Source organism: Streptomyces sp. HUAS ZL42, from assembly GCF_040782645.1.
Classification (GTDB): domain Bacteria; phylum Actinomycetota; class Actinomycetes; order Streptomycetales; family Streptomycetaceae; genus Streptomyces.
On the sequence record NZ_CP160403.1, the window covers coordinates 2,447,100 to 2,464,441 of the forward strand.

The window sequence follows — 17,342 nt, forward strand, 5'->3', positions numbered from 1 at the left end:
CTCCTCCGTGCCGGACCATTGCCGGGCGGCTCTCTGACATCGTGTAATCCGTGATGCAGGTCTCACTACCCCCGAACGGGGGTGTGGGTCCCGAGGCAGCCGCAACGAAGGGGCGAGCGGGTGACAGCGGACACGGGCGGTGGGGTGGAGATACGCGGTGCACTGGTGCGGCTGCGCCGCACGACCGGGCTTCCCGTCGCCTTCGGCGGGTTGGTGGAGCCGGGGCGGCAGCGGATGCGCATCAGCGAACTGATCGGTACGGCGACGCCCGCGCTCAGCGCGCTCGCGGTGACCTCCGGCAACGGCCTGGGCGGGAAGGCGGTGGCCCTGGCCCGCCCCTGCGCGGTGACGGACTACTCCTCGTCGCTGCAGATCAGCCACGAGTACGACGCCGCCGTCGCCCAGGAGGGACTGCGCTCGATCCTCGCGGTGCCGGTCGTCGTACGACGGCGGGTCCGGGGCGTGCTGTACGGCGCCCTGCGCACGGCCCAGCCGCTGGGCGACCGGACGCTGAGCGCGGCCGTGGCGGCCGCACGCGACGTGGAGCAGGCACTGGTGGTACGGGACGAGGCACGCGACCTGATGGCGGCGGCCCGCCCGGAGCCCGCCCGGGACGCCGACGCGGCCGCTGCCTGGGAGCAGGTCCGCGAGGCCCACGCGGCGCTGCGCGCACTGGCCCCGCGGATCACCGACCCGGTGGTGCGCTCGGAGTTGCTGGCGGCGTGCGGGCTGCTGGCCGCGGAGGCGCCGAAGGAGCAGGTGGGCCTCGCGCCTCGCGAGGTGGACGTGCTGGCCTGCGTGGCCGCGGGCGCGACGAACGCGGTGACCGCCGAGCGGCTGGGCCTCAGGGCGGAGACGGTGAAGGGTTACCTGCGGTCGGCCATGCGCAAGCTGGGCGCGCACACCCGTGGGGAGGCCGTTGTGGCGGCCCGCCGGGCGGGGGTGCTGCCGTAGCCGAGCGAGCCGGTCCGTACAGGACTTATTCATTCAACGATGTACTGAATTTACCTATGCTTCAGTCTGTCCGCCGCCGTGTTGTTATATCCCTCACCACCGCGTCCGTCCGAATTTCAAGGAGTTGTTGCCTAGAATTTGGCTCGGACACGACACACGGAGGGGAGCGGTGACCGTGCGACGGGACTTCACGGAGCCTGCCAGAGGCCGCCCCGACCTGGTCATCGGCAGGGACGAACTGGTCACGGCGGCCCGCGACCAGCTGGCCGGTGGCGGCAGTGTGCTGCTCCACGGCCCGGCCGGAATAGGAAAGTCGACCGTGCTGCGGGCATTGGCCGCGGATTACGGCGAGGCGGCACGAACCGTGTTGCGCTGCTCGGCGACCGAGTCCGAATCCCACCTCCCCTTCCTGGCGCTCGCCGACCTCTTCGGCCTGGTCCTCCCGGAGATCTCCGACCGGCTGCCCGCGGCCCAGCGCACCGCCCTGGAGTCCGCCCTCACCGGCCGCGGCGAATCCACCCTCCAGCGCGACGGCCTCGCCCTGCGCCTCGCGGTGCTGTCGGCGCTGCGCGCGCTCGCCGCCGAGGGCCCCGTCCTGGTCGTCGCTGACGATCTGCAGTGGCTGGACTCGGCCAGCGCGGAACTCCTCGGCTTCGCGGCCCGCCGCCTGGGCGACACCCCCGTGCAGATGCTGTGCGCGGTCCGGACCGAGGGCCAGGAGTACGACCGCCATCTACGCGCGTCCCCGCCGGACACCCTCGCCGTCCGCCTCAACCCGCTCTCCCGCGCCCAGGTCTCCACCCTGCTGGACCACCGCGGCTACACCGACCTGCCGCGCTCCACGGTCCGCGAGATCCACCGCACCAGCGGCGGCAACCCCCTCTTCGCGCTGGAACTGGGCCGCGCCCTCGGCGAGAACCCCACCCCGCCCCGGCCCGGCGAGCCGCTGCCCGTGCCGACCTCGCTGCGGGCCCTGGTGCTCAGCCGGCTCGACATGCTCTCGGCCGAGGCCCGCCGCACACTCCTCGTCGCCAGCGCCGGCGCGCGCCCCACCCTGGCGCTGCTGCACGCGGCCGGCCGCGAGAACGCCGAGGCGGAGACGGCCCAGGCCGCGGCGCTCGGGCTGCTGGCGACCGAGCCGGAGGGCCCGGCCGTACGGTTCGCGCACCCGCTGATCTCGGCGGCTCTGTACGCGGAGGCGCCCGCGCAGGACCGGCGCGCCGCGCACGCCGCGCTGTCCACGGCCGCCTCGGACCCGATCGAGCGGGCCCGGCACCTCGCGCTGGCGACCACCGGCACCGATCCGGACGTGGCCGCCCGGCTCTCCGAGGCCGCCGCGCTGGCCCGGGACCGCGGCGCCCCGTCGGTGGCCGCCTCGCTCGGGCTGCTCGCGGCCCGGCACACCCCGGCCGACGGCGCACCGGGCCCGGACGAGCGGCGGCTGCTGGCCGCGGAGGACGCGATCACCGCCGGCGAGGTGGATCTCGCCCGGGACATCGCGCACGAGGTGCTGACCCGGGCCACGGTCCCCGCGGAACGGGTGCGGGCCTGGATGGTGGTGATCGAGGCGGCCGGTCAGGCCCTCGGCGACGTCGACGCCGTCTTCCCGAAGGTGCTGGCCGACGCGGGCGACGATCCGCGGCTGCTCGCCCTGGTCCACTACCAGCTGGCCTGGCGCGGTCTGGTCGTCGAGGGCGACTTCGCCGAGGCCCGGCAGGAGGCCGCGCACGCGGCGGAGCTCGCCGCACGGGGCGAGGACCGGCGCACCGAGCTGATGGCGCTCTCCTTCCAGGCCTCCATCGAGATCCTGATGGGCCACCCGGACGCCCCCGCGACCATCAAGCGGGCGCTGAAGGAGCCGCAGGACCCGTACGTGGCGTGCCACCACAACGGCGCAGGCGCCGCCCGGTTCCGCTGGCTGCTGATGAGCGACCAGCTGCCCGAGGCCCGCACGACGATCACAGCGCTGCTGCGCGAGGTCCAGCGGCGCGGCATGGTCGAGAGCGAGGTCCACTTCCAGCGCTTCCTCGCCGACACCGAGCTGCGCTCCGGGCACTGCGGCCGGGCGCTGGACCTGGCCCGCGAGAGTCTGCGGCTGGCCCGGGACTCCAGCATCGGCCTGGGAGCCTCGGCCATGCTCACCTCCCTCGCGGAGGCCTCCGGCGGGGACGTCGACCGGGCGCTCACGCTGGCCCGGGAGGCGGCGGACCGCGCGGAGGAGGACGGCGACCAGATGTATCTCTCCCGCGCCCTGGCCGCCCTCGGGTACGCCCAGCTGGTGGCCGGGGACGCGGCGGGCACCGTCCGGTCGCTGCGCCGGGTGCGGGAGCTGGAGCAGGGGCTCGGCATCACGGACCCGGCGCGCGGCCGCTGGCAGGGCGACCTCGCCGAGGCCCTGGTGCGGATCGGGGAGCCGGGCGAGGCGCAGGACGTGATCGACGTGACCCGAGAGCACGCGCTGCGGCTCGGCCGGGAGAGCGTGCTGGCCGTACTGGACCGGGCGGAGGCGCTGGTGCGCGCCGCCCGCGGCGACCTGGATGCCGCCCTCGCCCAGCTGACGTCGGTTCAGGACCGGCTGGCGAAGCTGGGATACGGCCTGGAGGAGGCGCGGGCCGCGTTCGAGCTGGCCCGGCTGCGCACCGGGCGGCCCGGACCGACGTCGTACGACGAGGCGGCGCGGCTGTTCCGGCGGTGCCGGGCGATGCCGTGGCTGCGCCAGGTCGACACCGCCGCCGCGGCCGGTCCGGCAAAGCCGCCCGTCCCCGTCGCGCAGGACACCACCCTCGACGCGCTGGAGGGGCTGGCGTCGATGGAGCGTCAGGTGGCCGCGCTCGTCATGGAGGGCGCGACCAACCGGGAGATAGCCGCGCGGCTGTTCATCAGCGTCAAGACGGTCGAGGCGACGCTGACCCGGGTCTACCGCAAACTGGGGATCCGCTCGCGGGTGGACATCGTCCGACTGGCGGCGGGGCGCCACGCGAAGTGAGGTGGGCGCGGGTTTACTGCCTGGACGGGCCGGCCGGCTGCGGGAGCCTTCGCGGGTTCGCCGGGGGAGCCTCAGCGGGCTCGGTGAGGTCTCTGTGGGGCGACCGAGGGTTTTCCCTGCCCCAACTCCCCTAGGGGGTTCCCTCATTGGGAAGACGGTGTGCCGGGTCATAGCTTTGGGGCGTGCCGCTCGCCCGGGCATACGGGGGTCGGTCCCGCGACCCCCGTTGCACCACCCCCCACACCCGCGCGACCCCCCACCGGCAACCCCCACTGAGGAGACTCATGTTCGGGCTCAACCGCGCAAGAAAGACCGCCGTCGTCGTCGCGGCGACCGCTGCAGCAGCCGCCACCGCGCTGCTCAGCGCCCCCAGCGCCGTCGCCGCGCCGCAGCCGATCGTCGGCGGCACGACGACCACCACGACGACGTACCCGTTCATGATGCAGATCACCGACGCCTCACAGAACCAGTTCTGCGGCGGCACCCTCGTCTCGGCGACCAAGGTGGTCACCGCCGCGCACTGCATGGTCGGCGAGACCACCAGCAGCGTCCGAGTCGTCGGCGGCCGCACCTACCTGAGCGGTACGAACGGTACGGTCAGCCGGGTCAGCAAGATCTGGATCAACCCGAGCTACACGGACGCCACCAACGGCGACGACGTGGCCGTCCTGACGCTGTCGACGTCGATGCCGTACACCCCGGCGTCGTACGTCTCCTCCTCCCAGACCGGTGTGTACGCGGCCGGCACCACCGCGCGCATCCTCGGCTGGGGCACGACTTCCGAGAACGGCAGCTCCTCCAACCAGCTGCGGACCGCGACCGTCCCGATCGTGTCCGACTCCAGCTGCCGCAGCTCGTACGGTTCGGACTTCGTCCAGACCGACATGGTTTGCGCCGGATACTCCTCCGGCGGCGTAGACACCTGCCAGGGCGACAGCGGCGGTCCCCTGCTCATCGGGGGCGTCCTGGCAGGGATCACTTCTTGGGGCGAGGGCTGCGCGGAGGCCGGTTACCCGGGTGTCTACACCCGGCTGACCACCTTCTCCAGCCTGGTGACCGCACAGGTCAACTCGTAACCCCATGAACTCCTGAGCACCCCTCAGGTAAATACCAGGGGGCGCTGCGAGCCTCCACGAGCGGCCCGCAGCGCCCCCTCTCCATGTCCGCTACCGGACCACGGCTGCGAAGCGGATGTCGTACGACGACTCCTTGTGCATCGCCGCCAGCATCCGCGCTCCCTCGGCGGTCAGCTCCTCCCGCTGGGCCCTGGTGAGCCGGCCGAAGGGCTCGATGAGGAGCGCGTCCTCGTCCAGTTTCCATACGCCCGCCAGGAAACCGTCCACGAGGAACGTGCAGTAGACCTGGTTGCCCAGCCAGCTGCGGCCCCAGTACTCCGCCGGCACCACACGGGTGCGGTCGGCGTGGGAGAGGAGCAGGTTGTCGAACTCGGGCAGGAAACGAGGCGGGGCCGGTGTGTCGGGGTCGGGGCGCGGGGCGTCGGGGAGGTCGAAGAGTTCGACGCCGTTGCCGTCCCGGAAGGTGACCAGCCGCGGCCGCAGCCGCTCGAAGGCGTCACGCAGACGGGTCAGGCCGGCCCAGGTCTGCATGTCCTTGACCGAGGCGGGGCCGAAGGCGGCGAGATAGCGCAGTACGACGTCCTCGGGTGCCGGGGCCGGCTCGGCGGGGCGGCCCAGCCAGTGCTCGGCGGTGGTGAGGGCGACCTGGCCGCTCCTCCCCCACAGTCCGCGCGGAGTGACCTGGACGAGCGGGAGCCTGCAGCGGGCGGCGATGCCGAGGGCCTGCGGGTCGGCGTCCGGCCACTCGGCGAGCAGGGCTTCGCGCAGCTGCTTCATGGTACGCGGCTCCGCCTCGACGAGGTCACGGGCGAGCGCGGCGAGCCGGTCGAGGTCGACGCCCTGCAGTCCCTTGCGGAAGTTGGTGAGTTCGCGGTCGCGTGCGGCCTGCACCAGCGGCCGCAGGGTGAGGCAGTCGTCGGCGGTGTGGGTGTGGATGGTCGAACGCATGGTGACGATACGCACGACCTCGCGGTCGGCCATGAGACCGGACAGCTCCCCGGGCGTGAAGCCGTCGAGACGGGCGGCGAGCGCGTAGTACGGCGGCTTGACGTTCTGCGCCTGGAGGCCGAGGAGGTGCTCCACCGCCGCCTTGGCCGACAGCGGCGAGCGGCGCAGCAGGAGCTGCCGGTCGAGGGTCGCGCGGTTGAGGGCGCGGGTTCCGAGCACGGGGGCCGTCGCGGACGTCGTCTTCGTCATGCCGAGCACGCTAGCGAGGCTTGCGGACACCTTCGGTCCGCAACTCTCACCGAATCCCGGACCGGCACCGCTTCCCATGTCTTTTGACCCGGATATCCTGCTCCGTGATCACAGTTCCCGCTCCGTGATCACCCGACGCAGGCCTGAGTCGAGAGGCAGCCGCAATGGCCGAGCGACGCGCCCGCCCACTCTCGAAGAACCTCCGGAAATCCGTCTGGCGCCGCGCCCTGCCCCCGCCGCAGCCGCCCGCGGCGACGAACCCGGCGCCGCGCGCCGAGCCACCCGCGCCCGAACAGATCGAGGTGGTCAGCGTCGTCCAGGCGGCCCTGTACCGCGACGGCGTCCGCGTCTCCTCCCCCGCCACCCTCGCCGACACCTTCCGCGAGCTGCGCGAGGAACCGTCCGGCATGGCGTGGATCGGCCTGGCCCGCCCGACCGAGCGTGAACTCCTCTCGCTGGCCGAGGAGTTCGACCTGCATCCGCTGTCGGTCGAGGACGCGATGGAGGCACACCAGCGCCCGAAGCTGGAGCGCTACGGCGACACGCTGTTCGTCGTTCTGCGGGCGGCCCGGTATCTCGACGCCCCCGAGGAGGTCGACTTCGGAGAGCTGCACGTCTTCGTCGGGCCCGACTTCGTGATCACGGTCCGCCATGGCGCGGCCCCGGATCTCTCGGCGGTCCGCCGCCGTATGGAGGAGACGCCGGAGTTGCTGAAACTGGGCCCGGAGGCGGTCCTGTACGCCATCCTCGACGCGGTGGTCGACGGCTACGAACCCGTCGTCGCGGGCGTCCAGAACGACATCGACGAGATCGAGACGGAGGTCTTCCGCGGCGACCCCGAAGTCTCCCGCCGCATCTACGAACTCTCCCGCGAAATGGTCGAGTTCCAGCGTGCCACCCGCCCCTTGGTCGGCATGCTGCACGGCCTGATGGCTGGCTTCGCGAAGTACGGCACGGACGAGGAACTCCAGCGGTATCTCCGGGACGTGGCGGACCACGTCACCCACACCAGCGAACGCGTCGACGGCTTCCGCCAGGCCCTCACGGACATCCTGACGGTGAACGCGACCCTGGTCACCCAGGAACAGAACGCGGAGATGCGGGCGCTGGCGGAGGCGGGGTTCGAGCAGAACGAGGAGATCAAGAAGATCTCGAGCTGGGCGGCGATTCTCTTTGCTCCCACGCTGGTCGGGACGATCTACGGGATGAACTTCGAGCACATGCCGGAGTTGCGCTGGAGCTTCGGGTACCCCTTCGCGATCGCCCTGATGGCGATTGTCTGTACCAGTTTGTATGTCATCTTCAAGCGGCGGGACTGGCTCTGAGCAATCACCGTGTGAGCGACCGCTCTGCAGGACCCGCCGGGGCCACGAAGCTCCGAGGATGCGGCCGCAGCGGCTTCGGCAGAGGTGACGCCGGTGCGGTCCTCGACGGCGACGCAGCCCGCCGGGTCGACGCCGAGGGCGCGGCAGGCGACCAGGTACGGGTCGGGCGCCGGCTCGGTGCGCTCGCCACCACGGCCGCTCGGTGTCGACGAGCGTGTCATCCATGTCGAACGCGATGAAGGCGCGGCGCGGGTGGGGTCTGGTGGCCCTCTCGCCGGGCCGTCCGGCTCTGTCGCCGGGTTCCCGTGGCGGCGAGTGTGAGTATGCCGACGTGGATTCCGCTCGGCGGTAAGGGACCCGGCGCCGCTCGGGAGGACCACCATGACGCGCAGCATCCACAGGACCCATGCCGCCGTCCGCCGGAGCGATCCGGCCGACGAGACGCGGGAGAACGGGGTCTCCAGACGCGGACTGCTCAAGGGAACCGGCATGGGCGTGCTCACGATCGCGGTGGCCGGCACGGCAGCCGTCTCCTACCGGGCGTACGACAATCAGCTGCTCGGCCCGACGGACGGGACGGCCTTCGACGCCTGGCGGCACTGGCGCGACGAGCCCGGCCCACGCGGCATGGTGGCCGCGGCGGTGCTCGCCGCCAGCCCGCACAACACCCAGCCATGGATCTTCCGGGTGAGCGACACCAGGATCGATCTGGTGGCCGATCCGGCGCGGCGCATGACCGCCCCCGATCCGTACGGCCGGGAGATGCGGGTCGGGCTCGGCTGCGCGCTGGAGAACCTCGTCCTGGCGGCCCGGGCGCGTGGCTATGAGCCCCGGGTCGGCCTGCTGCCCGATCCGTCCGAGCCGCGGCTGGTCGCCCGCGTCGAGCTGGCCGCAGGCCCAGCGCGGCACTCCGCGCTGTACGACGCGATCAGCGAGCGCCGCAGCAATCGCGGCCCGTACACCGCAGAGCCTCTGCCGGACGGCTTCCTGGACGAGCTGGCCGCCCTCGCCGACGGCTCGGGAACCGTCACGGCGGTCTGGCTGACGACTACCCGGGCCAAGCGGGACATGGGGATACTGATGGTCGAGGCCGCGCGGGCGGTGATCGCGGACGAGGGGCAGTCGAAGGACGGCTTCCGGTGGTTCCGCGGCGACGCGGACGCGATCGAGCGCCACCGGGACGGCCTGACCCTCGACGGACAGGGCCTGAGCCCCCTGATGACCGCCGTCGGCAAGCTCCTGCCCGCCACCTCCCGCGCTTCGGGCGACACGTTCTGGGTGAAGCAGACACGCACCGTGCACACCAGGACGGCCGCCGCCTACGGGGTGCTCCTGGTGGCCGACCCGCACGATGCGGCGCAGCAACTTGCCGGCGGGCGGCTGCTGCAGCGGATCCATCTCGCCGTCACCGCACGGGGCCTGGCACTGCAGCACATGAACCAGATCACCGAGCGCATCGACCGCGACCTCGGTCTGGGCCGCAAGCCGGAGTTCGGCCCGCGGCTGGCCGCGCTGGTCGCTGATCCGGGCGGCCGACAGACCCTGGTCGCCTTCCGGCTCGGCCACCCCGTACGCTCCGGGCGGCTGTCGCCGCGCCGACCGGCCTCCGAGGTGATCCTGTGAGCGCCCGCTCGGAGCGGTACGCCGCATGGTCGGGGCTGCTCGGCGGCGGGCTCGGTGTGGCGGCCGGCATCGTCCAGGCCGCCGCGGGCCCGCAGTTGGGGGCCTGGGCCGGGAGCAAGGCCGATCCGGTCCCGCTGGGCCTGCTGACCATCGGCCTGTCCAGCCTTGCCTGCGCGGCGGCCCTGGTCCGGTTGCGGGCGATCCGGCCGCCGAACGCCGGGATCCGGACCGCGGTCGCGGGCGCCGAGCTGGTGGCGGGCCTGGTGGGCTTCTCCACCGTCGGGCGCCTGTGGTGGCTGCCCGGTGTCCTGCTCCTGGCCGCCGCGGCCTCCGGGATCGGCGCCGCCCCCGCAGGCGTGGCCCGCGCCGTCCGCCGCGCCTGGCCGGCGGTCCTCACCGGCATCCTGGGGGCCTGCCTGATGCTCGTTGCCGCGACCGCCGACCGACCGCTCCTGCTGTGGCTGGGACTCTTCGGCGGACTCGCCGTGACGGCCGCGCCATGGATCGCGGCCCGCTCCGTGCCCCTCGCGGCCACGGTCCTGCTGCTCGGGGCGCTGCCCTTCGCCACGCTCACCTGGTGGACCGCCGTCACTCCGCTCACCGCCGCCCTGGCCCTCGCCGCCGGCGCGGTGGCGATCCGCCGCCGGCACCGACCCATGGAAGCCGCCCGATGAGCGGCGCACGCGGGGGCGCGAGCCGGGACCGCCATGCGGGGCACCCGCCTGAGCCGAAAAAAGACCGCCTGTACACCGCGCTGATGGAGGAGGTCGCCGCCGCAGGGCTGCCCTCCGGACACCCTCCCGCGGCGGTGCTGACCGACGCCGACCTGGCCGGACTGCCGGACGCCGTGCAACGCTACCTGCGGTTCATGGACATCGTCGGCAGGCCCCGCATCTGGTCGTTCCGGGCTCGCTTCGTCGGCCGTTTCCGCCTGCGGCCCGGCGCCCGCTGGGCGGCCGCGGAGGCATGGCAGTACAACTCCGCGGTCGAGATCGCCCGCCTCTTCGCCATGCGGATCCGCTTCGCACACCTGATACCGGTGCTCGGCCACGACACCTACGTCCGCGGCCACGGGCGGCTGCTCGTCAAGCTGATGGGCCGTATCCCCGTCTCGGACGGCAGCGGAGAGGAGTTCGACATCAGCGAGCTGATCACCTACCTCAACGACGCCGTCCTACTCGCCCCCTCGATGCTCCTGGGCCCGGCCACATCCTGGGCGCAGGTCGATGACCACGCGTTCGACGTAACCCTCACCGAGGGAGCGCATGCCGTGACGGCACGGGTGTTTCTCGATCAGCGCGGCGCGCCCGTCGACTTCCACGCCGACCGCTACGCCACGCTGCCCGGCGGCCTGGTCCTGGCTCCCTGGAGGACACCGGTGACACGTTGGGACATCGTCCCCGGTCGGCGGCCGCTGCCCGGCCCGGCCACAGCCGTCTACGACCTGCCTGACGGGCCGTTCCCCTACATCGAGGGACGGTTCGTGCCCGGCAGCCTGGCCTACAACATCGCACCCGGCTGCTCTCGCAGATCAGCATGACGAAGATCCCGCACGGCGCCGAGTGGCCGGCATCGCCCGCCAGGCCGCCGCCCTCGCCGGCGCTGCGGCACGCATGTCAGGGCCGTACGGCGGTGCCCACGATGTGCAGCGTCTTCGGCATGAGCGCGGCCGGAGAGAAACCGAACCGGTCGATGCCGGTCACGGTGAATCCCGCGAGGCGGATGGCGGCTTCGGTGTCCCGGTTGGGGTGGCAGCCGCCTGCGGCCCGGCTCCACAGCGGAGTGATCGCGTCCTCCAGCCGGCCTGCCCAGCGGCGGGGCGAGCGCACGTGCTCATAGAAGCGCAGCTCGCCGCCGGGCCGCAGCACGCGGGCCATCTCCGCCAGCACCTCGGGCACCTGGTCCACCGAGCACAGCACGAGCGAGGCCACGACGGCGTCGAACTCGCCTTCCTCACCAGGCAGTTCGGCGGCCTCACCGGCCACGACCGTGACCCGCACCGGTGCCGAGGCTGCAGTCTGCTCGGCGACGGCGCGCAGGGTGTCGTCGGGTTCGAGCGCCACCACCTCGGTCACGGTGCCGGGGTAGTGCGGGAAGTTGCGGCCCTGCCCTGCACCCACCTCCAGCACACGGCCCGTCAGTCCGGCGAGCAACCGGTCGCGGTGTGCGGCGCCGCCGCGCCGGTCGGCCTCGCCGGCAATCCTCAGATACTGACGTGCGAAACGCGGGTGCTGCAGTTCCTTGCGGCCGGTGGTGGACATGCGCCCTCCTCAATGGCTGCGAGTCGGCTGCGACGCCTTGGACGCCGGAAAGGCACGCAGTCCTGAACGACCTCACCCTCCCTGACTTCATGCCGTCGCACTGACGCGCGTGCACAGGTTGTGGAACTGGCGGGTCTGCATGATCAGGTGAGCGGGTTCCCAGAACAGCACATCCATGGGCCGGGTGAGGGGACGCGGGCGACTGCGGGCCCGCGCGCGGACGATCAGCCGGGTCCTGCCGCCGGGCTGCGGCCGGAGGTGGAAGCCCCAGATCGAGTCGATGTACGCCCTGGGTGGCGGCCCGGCCGACCCGTCGAAGGGGCGCCCGGACGGGAGGGTCGTCTGTGAGCGCAGCACCAGTGTCCGTTCCGGTTCGACGACCGCGACGGTGAACCAGGCATCACCGCTCGGCAGGGAGTCCAGGTGCTGGCCCGGCTCCAGGTGCTGCCACTCGGGGACGATGCGTTGTGCGCTCGGGTGTCCGCCGTTGTCCAGGCGGTCCCAGCTGTACCAGCCGCCGCGGTTGCAGCCCATCTGTGCCAGCCAGGGCCAGACCGCTTCGGGCGGCGCCGGCAGGGTCGTGGCCATGGTCGAGGAGCCGTCGGCATCGGGGATGAGCTCGTCGCCGGGGAAGTCGCGGGCTTCCTCGTGGGTCGCGCCCCAGGTCAGCACCCGCGGCCGAAGGAAGACGCCGTACAGGGCCAGCGCGGCGGCCGCCACGCCGAACGAGCGTCGCCCGGCCCCGAGCCGGTGCTTGTGCATGTCTTCAGCGTCGCAGTTCCGTTTCGGTCCTACCACCGCAAGACCGCTTCACGCGGCGCCCTGCTCCAGAAGGTTCTTGAGCGTTTGCTCGTCGTGCGGCAGTTCCTTGCGAGCCCGTGGGCGGAGCACCAGGGGCACGAGAGCCCTGCCCAGCCCATAGGACTCGAAGTCGAGGTCGATCGTCAGGCGTGAGCGCGCGCCGTCGTCAAGCGGCTCGATCGTTCCGTGGACCTCTCCTCGGGCGGGGCCCTCGACACCGCGCAGACGCCAGCTTCTCGGGGGATCGAACTCGGTGACCTCCATGGTCATCGGGAACTGGAGGCGGCCCAGCTGCCACGTCGCCTTGACCCGGGAGCCCACGCTCATCGGGGCGCCGCCCACCCGGTGTGCGGATACGGCACTCTGCTGCCATTCCGGCATGTGGGAGGGGTCGGTGATGTAGGAGAAGACCTCCTCGGGGCTGCGATCGATGTCAACGGTTTCCCTGATCGCGGACATTCTTGGCCCTCTCTGCAGGCTCATGGAAATGATCTCACCGGCTCGCTCGGCAAGCCAGGCGAGCGGCTTCTCAGCCGCTGTCGCACGGCTGGCCCCTGCGGAATGGCCTGGACCCCTTGCACCACTTATCCATGGAGATGACGCCGCCTCAGGATGCAAAGGTCATCTCGTATGAAATCCACTGATCCAAGCCATGTGGCGTGCATCCTGGACGGGAACGGCAGATGGGCCGAAGCGCGTGGTCTGGTGCGGCGTGACGGTCACAGCCACGGCGCCGACCCCGCCCGGCGGATCGTCGAGACAGCCGACGACATGGGACTCGAATGGCTGTCCATGTACGTGTTCTCCACGGAGAACTGGGCGCGGCCGGCAGCCGAGATCGCCGTGATCATGCGGTCCATCGAGAAGTTCATCGACACCAACCTCGAAAACTGGCACCGCCGGGGTATCCGCATCCGCTACCTGGGGCAGCCGCACGACCAGGTGCCGCAGTCCCTGCGGTCCGCGATGGCCCGCTCCGCCGCGTTGACGGCCTCGAACACGGGCATGACGGTCACGGTGGCCCTGAACCACGGCGGGCACAGCGACATCACGCACGCGGTCCGCTCCATCGTCGCCGCCGGTGTTCCGGCCGGTCAGATCACCGAGCGGACCCTTGCGGCGCACCTGCCCCATCCCGACATGCCTCCGGTGGATCTGCTGATCCGTACCTCCGGCGAGATGCGCCTGTCGGGCTTCCTGCTGTGGCAGGTGGCCTACGCGGAGCTCGTGTTTCTTCCCGATCTGTGGCCCGACATGACACCGGAGAAGTTCCGGGAGGCCATCGAGACCTACCGCCACCGCTCGCGCCGCTTCGGGAAGGTGACCGCACGATGACCACGCTCGCCACATGGCGGACGGCCCTCGAGGCCGCTGACATCGGCGACGAGCGGCTGCGCCTCGACTACGCCCGGTGCGCGAAGTTCATCCGTGACCGCGATACCGGACCGTACGTCGGCGTCCGTGTCCTGGCCCCGCCGGCCCTGCAGCCGCACCTGCTGGCCGGGCTCGCATTCGCCAACCACACCGACGACCTCGCCGACGCGGGCAACAGTCCGGACGCTCGAGCGCGACGCGCGGACTGGCTGGCCCAAGCGCGACGCGGAGTCCACGACGACTCGTGCCCCTATCCGATCGTGCGGGCCTTCGTGCACTCCGTGACGGTACGGGGGCTGTGCACGTCGTGGATACTGCGCCTGCTGGACGCCGCCGAGCTGGAGCCCGACTTCGCGGGCTTCGCCGACGAGGCGGAGTTCGGCCAGTACGTGGACCGCTACACCTGGCCCCTGCTGATGTGCTCGGCAGGTCTCCAGTACCAGGGCGGCCCCAGCGACGAAGCGGCTCGCACCTGGCGGGCCTACGCCGAGTTCGCGCAACGCCTGGACTTCCTCAACGATCTGCGGGCAGACCTGGAAGCCGGACGCCTGTGTCTGCCCGCCGACGCGCTCACGGAGCACGCCGTGGCCCGCTCCGATCTCGAACAGGGCCGGGACACGCCTGCCGTACACGCTCTGCTGCAGGACATGTGCGACCGCGCCCATACCGCCCTCGAGGAAGCACGCGCGGTGCTGGAGGTGTGCGACCCGGGCCAGTTGGTCGCCGCCCGCTCGCTGCTCACCCTGCAGGAACGACAACTCAACGACATCCGCAACTCCCGTACCCGCGTCCTCCACCGGCCGGTCGGCTTCCACCGCGCCACCATGCTCCGCACCATGCTGGCCGAGCTGCTGACGCAGCCGGGCCCGGGAAGGCGAATGCCGAGCTGATGCGCGGACCGTGGGGACTGAGCAAGGCCAGCGAGAGCTCAGTCCGGCGCAGGGCCCAGGGTGAGCTGGGCGCGGTGGAAGTCGTAGTGCTGGGTGGGATATCGGTAGAGATCCGCGCGGGTCATCCAGTCGCGGAAGAAGGGGTCCCAGCGGGGCGGGTAGTGCATGCCGCGCCCGAGGGAGGCCGTGCTCTCACGGTCCAGGCGCCGATGCAGGGCAGCGACCGTGCGGTCCATCTTCGCGCCCATACGGCGGTGGTTGTAGTACAGCGTGCCGAACACGGAGCTGACGTAGTTGATGACATGGAACGGGCTGGCCGCAGCGTCCAGCACACGAGCGAAGGTCCCGCCGACGGAGCGCGGCAGCCCGGCGAAGACCCCCAGCAGGCGCAGGAGCACGCGGATGAGCATGTAGCCGAAGAGCATGTGGAACAGCAGCTGCTCGTTGGTCCACCGCGTCCCATCCGTCGAACGGCGCAGATCGGCGGCGCTCGCCTCCGCGAGCAGGCGGTGGAAGTCGGCCCGAACGCGCTCCAATTCCGCGTGGACGGCCTGCCGGTCCAGCTGGCCCCGCTCACCCATGACTGCCACCCCGTCCCGCTCGTCTCTCCATTCCGGCTGCGGCCGGACGCCCCCGGAGAACGATGATCCTCGCACCACCGGCCCCTGGGCCGGATGCGCCTCAGGAACAACGCCGAACCGCCCCCTACGGTTCAAGGTCGAGTACGTCTGCCACTGGACGACGCGGCGTCACCGGGCCGTGCTCGCCGTATCCCAGACGCAACACCATCTGCACGTACCCCATCGCCGACTGCGGGTCGCGTACGACCCAGCGGAGTTCCGGCCATTCCAGGGCGTGGGACGTGAGCGAGGTCGCCAGCCCGTCCAGGGTCGCTTCGAGCAGGACGCGCTCCATTGCCTGCCCCGCCGTCAGCCAGTCCTCCGGCCGGTCGCCGCTGCTGCCCAGCAGGGCCAGGTGGGGTTTGTTCTCGAACGTGGCCACCTCGCGGCCAGGCACGGGACGCCTGCCCGCGAAGTCGCGCACAGGAGCCTTTCCGTCCCGCTTGCGCGGGCCGAAGGCATAGTCGGGGATTCCGTCGGACGCCGTGGCGGCGGCATCAGGGCCGATACGGGTCCAGCGCACGAGGTCCTCGAGCTGGCTCGGGTCCAGCGAGTCGCGTCCCTCGGCGTCGTGGACCAGATCCAGCACCGACTCCACATGCCACTCGTCGGGAAAAACCAGGCGCGCGCCTTCCCGCACGGCCGCGCCGCGGAGAGCGTCCTGTACGGCCTGGGGTATGTCCTCTTCCGAGAACGGATAGCGGCTGGTGTGCCGACGGCGGATGGCCGGGTACAGCGGGGCGAGCTCGGTCTCCGGGCGTACGGGACCGGCCAGCTCCACCGTCGCGAGCAGCTGGGGGTCCGCCGGGTCGGGCAGCAGCCGGGTGGCCGGCTCCCATCCCGCGTGAGCGGCGGCGACGCGCAGGTTGAACAAGGCCGCGCCGCATCCGATGTGGAGGGCACGGTTGGTGGGATCGGCATGCGGCATGGTCCGCTCGGGGTCCGCTCGGACATGGAAGGTACCGGCGGCACGGAAGTAGCGGAATTTCCACGGCTGCGCGTTGTACATGGACGGTGCGGCCGCGGCGTCGCCGACGAGAGCAGTCACGGTCTGCGCGTCGAGCGGTTGTGCTGACACCGCGGGCCTCCTTCCGGGAATGGGCCGGCATGGCGCACAGTGGCCCGCCTCTCCTCACGATAGTCGCGGCGCGCCCGCGCATCAGCGCCGAATCAGTGCGATAACGTCATTAATGATCTCTTTTATTGGAAATTGCCAATTTTCGATCGGCGCCGACATGGTGAGGCGCGCGGCGGCGGTGTCGCCACCGAGGGCTGAACAGGAGATGGGCCGTGAACTTCACCGAGCGCGAGTGGTGGACCCTCGTCCACGGCATGGTCCTCGGCGCCGCCTTCCTGCTCGCCTTCGCCGGCGGGCTCGCCGAGCTGTACAGCCTCAAGCCCGCACTGATGACGCGAGTGGGGGTGGTGGAGCGGATGCGGCGGGTACGGCTCGGGGTCACCGCCATGGCGGTGGCGGCGTGGGCGACCGTGATCACCGGCACCTGGGTCGTCTATCCGTGGTACCGGGAGAAGACCCCGGACAGTCCCAGGTCGAAGCTGCTCGCCGACCCCGACACGAAGGACTGGCACGAGTTCGGCATGGAGTGGAAGGAGCACATCGCCTGGCTCAGCCCGATCCTGGCGACGGCCGTCGTCTTCATCGTCTGGTACTACGGCCCCGGCCTGATCCGGCACAACCGGGTCCGTCGCACCACCATCACCCTGTTCGTCCTCGCCTTCGTCTTCGCTGCGGTGGCCGGGGCATTCGGCGCCTTCATCACCAAGGTCGAACCCATCCAGTGACCAGGCCCTGAAAGGAGGCCGCGGACATGGCACCCACGAACGCGGCGACACCGTCCGGAGGCGGACCGGAAGAGGACTTTCCGCTCAGCGAGAAGGTGGAGGGGCCGATCTCGGCAGCGATCATCGCCGCGGGCGTCGGAGCCACCGCACTGGGCGTGCTCACCACGCTCACCGAGGCCGACACATCGGTGCAGGACGGCCTGGCGTGGAGCGACTCGGTCGGTCCGCTGTCCGGCAAGACCATCCTGGCCGTGGTCGTCTGGCTGCTGGCCTGGGGGGTCCTGTACGCCGTACTGCGCAACAAGCCGTTCGAGACCGTACGTGCCCTGCTCATCAGCCTCGCGCTCATCGCCGTCGGAGTCCTCGGCACCTTCCCCCCGTTCTTCCAGCTCTTCGCATAGACCTGTACTCGCGCAGGGAAAGCGATGAGGA

The 17,342-nt window shown here is 71.6% G+C and carries 17 protein-coding genes; 11 read left to right on the top strand and 6 right to left on the bottom strand.

Features of this window, described 5'->3' with window-relative positions; genetic code table 11:
* Window positions 1-120: 120 nt before the first annotated feature.
* The 3 genes from ABZO29_RS11315 (at window position 121) to ABZO29_RS11325 (ending at window position 5,016) form a co-directional block, all read left to right on the top strand.
* A complete protein-coding gene (locus ABZO29_RS11315) occupies window positions 121-954 on the top strand; it encodes a response regulator transcription factor (protein WP_367320031.1) in 834 nt (277 codons plus the stop codon).
* A 169-nt stretch (window positions 955-1,123) separates the two neighbouring features.
* Window positions 1,124-3,940: an AAA family ATPase gene (locus ABZO29_RS11320; protein WP_367320032.1), complete on the top strand. Its 2,817-nt coding sequence runs from the start codon at window positions 1,124-1,126 to the stop codon at window positions 3,938-3,940.
* Window positions 3,941-4,224: 284 nt separating this feature from the next.
* Window positions 4,225-5,016, top strand: a complete 792-nt coding sequence (locus ABZO29_RS11325) for a trypsin-like serine protease (protein WP_367320033.1) — start codon at window positions 4,225-4,227, stop codon at window positions 5,014-5,016.
* 90 nt (window positions 5,017-5,106) lie between these two features.
* Here ABZO29_RS11325 and ABZO29_RS11330 read toward each other — a convergent pair whose 3' ends face one another.
* Window positions 5,107-6,213 carry a winged helix DNA-binding domain-containing protein gene (locus ABZO29_RS11330; RefSeq protein ID WP_367320034.1) on the bottom strand — a complete coding sequence of 369 codons (1,107 nt, stop codon included), beginning with the start codon at window positions 6,211-6,213 and terminating at the stop codon, window positions 5,107-5,109.
* A 164-nt stretch (window positions 6,214-6,377) separates the two neighbouring features.
* On the opposite strand from ABZO29_RS11330, the gene ABZO29_RS11335 reads away from it, so the two are divergent.
* From ABZO29_RS11335 to ABZO29_RS11350, 4 genes are all read left to right on the top strand, one after another.
* A complete protein-coding gene (locus ABZO29_RS11335; RefSeq protein WP_367320035.1) occupies window positions 6,378-7,538 on the top strand; it encodes a magnesium and cobalt transport protein CorA in 1,161 nt (386 codons plus the stop codon).
* A 381-nt stretch (window positions 7,539-7,919) separates the two neighbouring features.
* Window positions 7,920-9,161, top strand: coding sequence for a hypothetical protein (locus ABZO29_RS11340; protein WP_367320036.1), 1,242 nt, complete (start codon window positions 7,920-7,922; stop codon window positions 9,159-9,161).
* A complete protein-coding gene (locus tag ABZO29_RS11345; protein WP_367320037.1) occupies window positions 9,158-9,835 on the top strand; it encodes a hypothetical protein in 678 nt (225 codons plus the stop codon). Before ABZO29_RS11340 ends, ABZO29_RS11345 begins: the two co-directional genes overlap by 4 nt.
* Window positions 9,832-10,701: a DUF6544 family protein gene (locus ABZO29_RS11350; RefSeq protein WP_367320038.1), complete on the top strand. Its 870-nt coding sequence runs from the start codon at window positions 9,832-9,834 to the stop codon at window positions 10,699-10,701. Before ABZO29_RS11345 ends, ABZO29_RS11350 begins: the two co-directional genes overlap by 4 nt.
* Before the next feature lie 76 nt (window positions 10,702-10,777).
* On the opposite strand, the gene ABZO29_RS11355 is transcribed toward ABZO29_RS11350, so the two are convergent.
* The 3 genes from ABZO29_RS11355 to ABZO29_RS11365 form a co-directional block, all read right to left on the bottom strand.
* The gene (locus ABZO29_RS11355; RefSeq protein WP_367320039.1) at window positions 10,778-11,422 is read right to left on the bottom strand and encodes a class I SAM-dependent methyltransferase; all 645 of its coding nucleotides are present in this window, start codon (window positions 11,420-11,422) and stop codon (window positions 10,778-10,780) included.
* An 87-nt stretch (window positions 11,423-11,509) separates the two neighbouring features.
* The gene (locus ABZO29_RS11360; RefSeq protein ID WP_367320040.1) at window positions 11,510-12,184 is read right to left on the bottom strand and encodes a hypothetical protein; all 675 of its coding nucleotides are present in this window, start codon (window positions 12,182-12,184) and stop codon (window positions 11,510-11,512) included.
* A gap of 48 nt (window positions 12,185-12,232) precedes the next feature.
* A complete protein-coding gene (locus tag ABZO29_RS11365) occupies window positions 12,233-12,682 on the bottom strand; it encodes an SRPBCC family protein (RefSeq protein WP_367320041.1) in 450 nt (149 codons plus the stop codon).
* Between the two features lie 171 nt (window positions 12,683-12,853).
* On the opposite strand from ABZO29_RS11365, the gene uppS reads away from it, so the two are divergent.
* Window positions 12,854-13,558, top strand: coding sequence for a polyprenyl diphosphate synthase (uppS, locus tag ABZO29_RS11370; RefSeq protein ID WP_367320042.1), 705 nt, complete (start codon window positions 12,854-12,856; stop codon window positions 13,556-13,558).
* On the top strand, window positions 13,555-14,487 hold the full coding sequence (locus ABZO29_RS11375; RefSeq protein ID WP_367320043.1) for a phytoene/squalene synthase family protein: 933 nt from the start codon (window positions 13,555-13,557) through the stop codon (window positions 14,485-14,487). The genes uppS and ABZO29_RS11375 overlap by 4 nt, the downstream gene beginning before the upstream one ends.
* Before the next feature lie 38 nt (window positions 14,488-14,525).
* On the opposite strand, the gene ABZO29_RS11380 is transcribed toward ABZO29_RS11375, so the two are convergent.
* Together ABZO29_RS11380 and ABZO29_RS11385 are read right to left on the bottom strand one after the other, a co-directional pair.
* Window positions 14,526-15,068, bottom strand: a complete 543-nt coding sequence (locus ABZO29_RS11380; protein WP_367320044.1) for a DinB family protein — start codon at window positions 15,066-15,068, stop codon at window positions 14,526-14,528.
* 124 nt (window positions 15,069-15,192) lie between these two features.
* Window positions 15,193-16,185, bottom strand: coding sequence for a nitroreductase family protein (locus ABZO29_RS11385; protein ID WP_367320045.1), 993 nt, complete (start codon window positions 16,183-16,185; stop codon window positions 15,193-15,195).
* 212 nt (window positions 16,186-16,397) lie between these two features.
* On the opposite strand from ABZO29_RS11385, the gene ABZO29_RS11390 reads away from it, so the two are divergent.
* Together ABZO29_RS11390 and ABZO29_RS11395 are read left to right on the top strand one after the other, a co-directional pair.
* Window positions 16,398-16,910 carry a hypothetical protein gene (locus tag ABZO29_RS11390; protein ID WP_367320046.1) on the top strand — a complete coding sequence of 171 codons (513 nt, stop codon included), beginning with the start codon at window positions 16,398-16,400 and terminating at the stop codon, window positions 16,908-16,910.
* 26 nt (window positions 16,911-16,936) lie between these two features.
* The gene (locus ABZO29_RS11395; protein ID WP_367320047.1) at window positions 16,937-17,311 is read left to right on the top strand and encodes a hypothetical protein; all 375 of its coding nucleotides are present in this window, start codon (window positions 16,937-16,939) and stop codon (window positions 17,309-17,311) included.
* Window positions 17,312-17,342 lie beyond the last annotated feature (31 nt).